Raw genomic sequence first — 4996 nt, forward strand, 5'->3', positions numbered from 1 at the left:
TGAATTTCGTAACCTGTGCAATGCTCTTTCCGCTGCTGAAAGTGGAACCGGGTTTGCACCGTGCGCTTCTCCCGGGTCAGGGTGGTGACTACCGGCAACAAACCAAGTCCCGGCATCATTTCAATATCGCCCTCCACCTGGTTTGGGTCGCGGATTTCTTCACCCAAAATCTGGTAACCACCACAAATGCCGTAAACCCCTTTGCCCGCTTCAGCAGCTTGGATGATGGCCTTGGCCAAGCCTCGTTCGCGCAGATAAATCAAGTCAGAAATGGTACTCTTCGAACCGGGCACTAGCACCACATCGGCTTTGGCGATTTCTGTTGGATTGGCCGAATAATACAGGTTGACTTCGGGCATGCGCTCCAGCATGTTAAAATCGGTGAAGTTGCTCATGTGCCGCAGCAGCACCACCGCCACGTTGATTTTGCTGGTATCGGTGCTTCCCCGCTTATAGTCAATCACCACGCTGTCTTCCTGTTCAATATGAATATCGCGGAAGTACGGAATCACGCCAATCACGGGAATGCCCGTCAATTCCTCGAGCATCCGGCGGCCATCGTCGAACAGGCCGATGTCGCCCCTGAACTTGTTGATCAGGATGCCTTTGATGAGTTTTCGTTCCGCTTCAGGCAGCAACTTGATGGTTCCATACACGCTGCCAAACACGCCGCCACGGTCAATGTCGGCAATCAATATGGTGGGTGAACCGGTTTCGAGTGCTACACGCATGTTGGTGATGTCTTTGTCCCAGAGGTTAATTTCTGAGATGCTCCCGGCGCCCTCCATTACAATGGGGTTGTATCTTGAATCCAGATATTTCCAGGCTTTCATCGCTTCAGCAAACAAGAACTCGCGGTCGGTTTTCAGGAAATAGTCCCGGGCCGACTGCTCACCCATGGGTTTGCCGTTCAACACCACTTGAGCTTTCTGGTCGCTGGTTGGTTTTAGCAAAACGGGGTTCATGGCGCTGAGGCAGGGAATGCCGCAGGCTTCGGCCTGCACGGCCTGGGCCCGGCCCAACTCCAAACCTTCGGCGCTGGCATACGAATTCAGCGACATGTTTTGCGCTTTGAAAGGGGCAGGATGGTAGCCATCTTGTAAGAAGATGCGGCAAAAGGCCGAATTGATCACCGACTTGCCCACATCGGAGCCGGTGCCGACAAACAGGATGGGTTTGAGTTTCTTATTTTGCTTCATTTGATTTCAAATTTATAAACGCCGCCGTAATCCGGTGCAAAGGTTGTAAAAACCTCGTCCATCGTTTGATTTTCCAGGACGAATTTTATCAGACGAATTACCCCGGCATGCGCTACCACAACCACCTGATGGAAGGGCTTTGCTTTCAGTTCATCCAAAAATGAGTTGACGCGCTGCCGAAACTCAGGCAAAGATTCGCCTCCCGGGCAGGACACCTCCTGGTAGTTTTTCATCCAGTGTTTTCCTTCGGAAGTGGCATAAATCTGGTCCCAGGGTTGAAGTTCCCATTGGCCAAAATTCAATTCTTTTAACCGGTGATCAAGCACAATTTCCTGATCGGGGAACAGATCTTCGGCCAACTGACGGCAGCGTAGCAGCGGACTGGAAAAAACGGCATCAAAAGACTGCCGGCAGATCAGGCTCTTCTCCAGCTCTAGTTCTTCCGGGTACGAATCAGCCAGTGAAACATCGGATTGTCCATAGCAAATGCCGGGCGGAGTCGAGACACGGGTATGTCGGATAAGGGTCAGTTTCAAGATTATTTTTCCTTTAAATCATTCATGGTATAGAGGTCATCTTCTTCTTTCAGAAATTCGAAAGCTGTTGAATCCGAAGCCAACTTTTGTATTCCTTCAAGCATGATCTTATCTTCGGCCCGACTCAATAAAAACGCAACAAAATCATTCACCTGCATGAGCTTTGACTCCGGCAACTGTTTGATCTTGACAATCGTATTTTCTACTAAAACTTGCTGATCCATTTGAAATCCTTTAGGTACAAATTTACAATTCCCTCATTGAAAATCTTATTAGCGCTGGGGAGCTAAGCTTTTTAACACCACACGAGAAAATGTGTTCTATTCCACGAAGACGCCAAGAACACAGAGTTCTTATTTATCCTCGGTGAATTCTCTTTGTGGGAAATAAATTCAATACTTCATGATATGCTTAATAAACACAAATAAAACAACACTTCCACCATCTGCTGCAAGGCCCCCAGGCAATCGCCGGTGTAGCCGCCAATTTTCCGTTCAATGTATTTTTTAAAGAGAAAGGTAACCAGCAACGAAAGCGGCAAAGCAACAGCCATCAGCTGCCACGGCAAAAAGGCTGCTGGCAGCAAGCCGAATAGCACAGCAAGGATCAAATCGGAGTTTTTTCCCCGTTTGCCAATGGGTTTGGTTTTGCTGAGTTCATCCTCACGCGAATACCAGCTGGTAAAGATGATAATGACCGGCATCACCCGGCTAAAGGCGTGTCCGGCTATCAGCACCAACGGAATGGTCACCGGCGGCAGACTTTGCAAAGCCAGGAACTTGGTTCCCAGCATGCCAATCAGTCCCACAGTTCCGTAGGTTCCAATGCGGCTGTCTTTCATGATGGTGAAGATCTTTTCTCGGGTGTAGCCGCCACCAAAGCCGTCGCAAAAGTCGGCAAAGCCATCTTCGTGAAAAGCACCGGTTGCAAAAATGGTGACTATCATGCTCAGAAGAACGGCTACCACAACTGGCAAAATCCAATTCAACCCATAAAACACCAATGCGCCAATTCCGCCAATGATCCAACCAATCAGAGGGAAATAACGGGTTGCCCGGTTCAGCCGCTCGTTGGAAAAGCCCAGCGATCGCGGCACCGGAATGCGGCTATAAAACATCACCGCTGTTAGAAACAGGTTGAGTTGTTCTTTCATGTCAGGAAATTCCAAATTACAGGTTTCAAATTTCAAATTGTGCAACAGGCCTTGCGGCCGTTCGCACCCTTACCTTACTCTCCCCCTCTCACTTTCTTTGGCTCAGGATTTCGAAAACCCCTATGTTATCTATGAGCGTTGTACTTCGGTACTTTCCGCCTTATTTGAAACGCCGGCTTCGTCAAAGCTAGCCATTTCATTTAAGAAAGTTGCAGCTGCCTGAATAACCGGGAAGGCCACCGCTGCACCAGACCCTTCGCCCAGTCGCATGCCCAGGTTTAGAACGGGCGTGGCGTTGAGGTGATTCAGCATCAATTGGTGGCCTTTTTCTTCGGAAGCATGACAAAAAATACAGTTGTCGCGAACCGAGGCATCAAACTGAATGGCGGTCAGCGTAGCGGCTGTCGCAATAAACCCGTCAATCAGAATGACCATGTCCAGCTTTTTGGCTTCAAGAATGGCCCCCACCATCATGGCAATTTCCAAGCCGCCAAAAGTTGCCAGGGTTTCTTCCGGGGTTTGTGGGTCGTATTTTTCTGAAACGGCTTTCAGGATGGTTGTCTTGTGATCAAGTTTTTCGCCTTCCATTCCGGCGCCTTTCCCGGTGCAGGCTTTAATGGGCAGCTTCAAAAACCTATGCATCAGTAGGGATGACGGTGATGTGTTACCGATCCCCATCTCGCCAAAGCCGATGGTATTGCAGCCTGTCAGGGCTTCCTGCCGGACAAATCCGGCACCGCTTTTCATGGCTTGGCGACATTCCTTAAGGGTCATGGCGGGTTCAATCATCATGTTCCTGGAACCACGGGCAATTTTGGCATCGATGATCGGGCTCCCGGCCGGGAAATCGTAGTCTACGCCGGCATCAATCACCTTCAATCCAATGCGATTTTGTTTGCAAAAAACACTGATGGCCGCGCCCCCGGAGCAAAAGTTCATGGCCATCTGCCAAGTCACTTCTTTGGGATACGGACTCACGCCTTCGTCGGCGATGCCATGATCGGCAGCAAATACGAGGATGGTCGGTTTTTTCAATTCGGGAGATAGCGTGTTTTGAATCATCCCCAATTGCAGGGTAATTTCTTCCAATCGTCCGAGCGCCCCGGAGGGTTTAGTCTTGAAGTCAATTTTGTGTTGAAGTTGATCTTTTAATGAAGTCATTTAGTTTGTATTTATAGTCATTTGTCGTCATCTTGGAGTAGCTATTCTCTCAACCGTTATTACTATTTCGTCCGAATGATCATCCGTTCCACTCAATAGGTCTACGCGCGGACGATTCCTCTTTTGCATGCTTTTTCCCAGGGCGACACTCCTTCGTCGTTTGCCCCGGGCTAAATTCTTAAACCCTTTGAGGGTTATTTTATTTTAATATCGATTCCCGAAACCATCAGGTAAACGGTGTCAGCTTGTGCAGCGATGAACTGGTTCATCCAGCCTTGCAGGTCGGCGAATTTACGCGCCATTTCGTTTTCAGGATGAACGCCCATGCCGAGCTCGTTGCTGACAACAATCAAGTTAATTTCCTGCTCGACGAACTTTTTCCACTCCGCTTTGGCGGCGTCCAGCGCGTTATTCAGCTGGTAACCACTGTCATGAAAATAATTGGTCAGCCAAAGTGTGATGCAATCCAGCAGCACTGTTTCTCCAGAGAAATCGTGCTTTGAAAGCTCTTTTTCTTCCTCCACGGTTTGCCAGCGCTCGTTGCGATCATCTTGGTGGCGTTTTACGCGTTGGGCAAAATCCTCATCCCAAATTCGGGCAGTAGCCAGATAAATGGGCTTTTCCGATTGATTTTCAGCCAGTCGTTGTGCAAAACAGCTTTTCCCTGACCGGGCTCCTCCGGTAATGAATGTGATTGTTGCCATAGTTTAAAAAGTTCCAAATTCCAGGATTCCAAATTCCAAACAAACGGGACTCCCTTCGGTCGCAGTTTCGGGTTTCAAGTGTTTACTCTGGCCATTGCCGGATTCAAGTTCCAAATATCCGAAAGCTGGTTTGCGGGATGTGAAATAAAATAAAGCAAGAGGTGAACTGATCGCTCAGCGCCCTCTTGCCCAATACAACTATCTGATTTTCTTAACAAGTTGCATCATTATTTAATCGAGAAA

Annotated in this window: 6 protein-coding genes; all 6 read right to left on the minus strand. The window is 48.7% G+C overall.

Translation table 11 applies throughout. The features are described 5' to 3' along the window. Positions 1-1199 (minus strand): cobyric acid synthase (locus tag AAC033_RS18255; RefSeq protein WP_339740820.1); only part of this gene is annotated, 1199 nt, incomplete at its 3' end. Beyond that, the gene (gene cobC / locus AAC033_RS18260) at positions 1196-1735 is read right to left on the minus strand and encodes an alpha-ribazole phosphatase (RefSeq protein WP_339740822.1); all 540 of its coding nucleotides are present in this window, start codon (positions 1733-1735) and stop codon (positions 1196-1198) included. The genes cobC and AAC033_RS18255, both read right to left, overlap by 4 nt. 2 nt (positions 1736-1737) lie before the next feature. Continuing rightward, complete coding sequence (locus AAC033_RS18265) at positions 1738-1959, minus strand: hypothetical protein (RefSeq protein WP_339740824.1); 222 nt, start codon at positions 1957-1959, stop codon at positions 1738-1740. A gap of 176 nt (positions 1960-2135) precedes the next feature. Further along, positions 2136-2888 carry an adenosylcobinamide-GDP ribazoletransferase gene (locus AAC033_RS18270; RefSeq protein ID WP_339740826.1) on the minus strand — a complete coding sequence of 251 codons (753 nt, stop codon included), beginning with the start codon at positions 2886-2888 and terminating at the stop codon, positions 2136-2138. 129 nt (positions 2889-3017) lie between these two features. Next, the gene (cobT, locus tag AAC033_RS18275) at positions 3018-4049 is read right to left on the minus strand and encodes a nicotinate-nucleotide--dimethylbenzimidazole phosphoribosyltransferase (RefSeq protein ID WP_339740829.1); all 1032 of its coding nucleotides are present in this window, start codon (positions 4047-4049) and stop codon (positions 3018-3020) included. Positions 4050-4243: 194 nt separating this feature from the next. Further along, the gene (cobU, locus tag AAC033_RS18280) at positions 4244-4753 is read right to left on the minus strand and encodes a bifunctional adenosylcobinamide kinase/adenosylcobinamide-phosphate guanylyltransferase (RefSeq protein WP_339740831.1); all 510 of its coding nucleotides are present in this window, start codon (positions 4751-4753) and stop codon (positions 4244-4246) included. Between the last annotated feature and the right edge of the window lie 243 nt (positions 4754-4996).

It is taken from the genome of uncultured Sunxiuqinia sp. (genome assembly GCF_963974515.1).
Classification (GTDB): domain Bacteria; phylum Bacteroidota; class Bacteroidia; order Bacteroidales; family Prolixibacteraceae; genus Sunxiuqinia.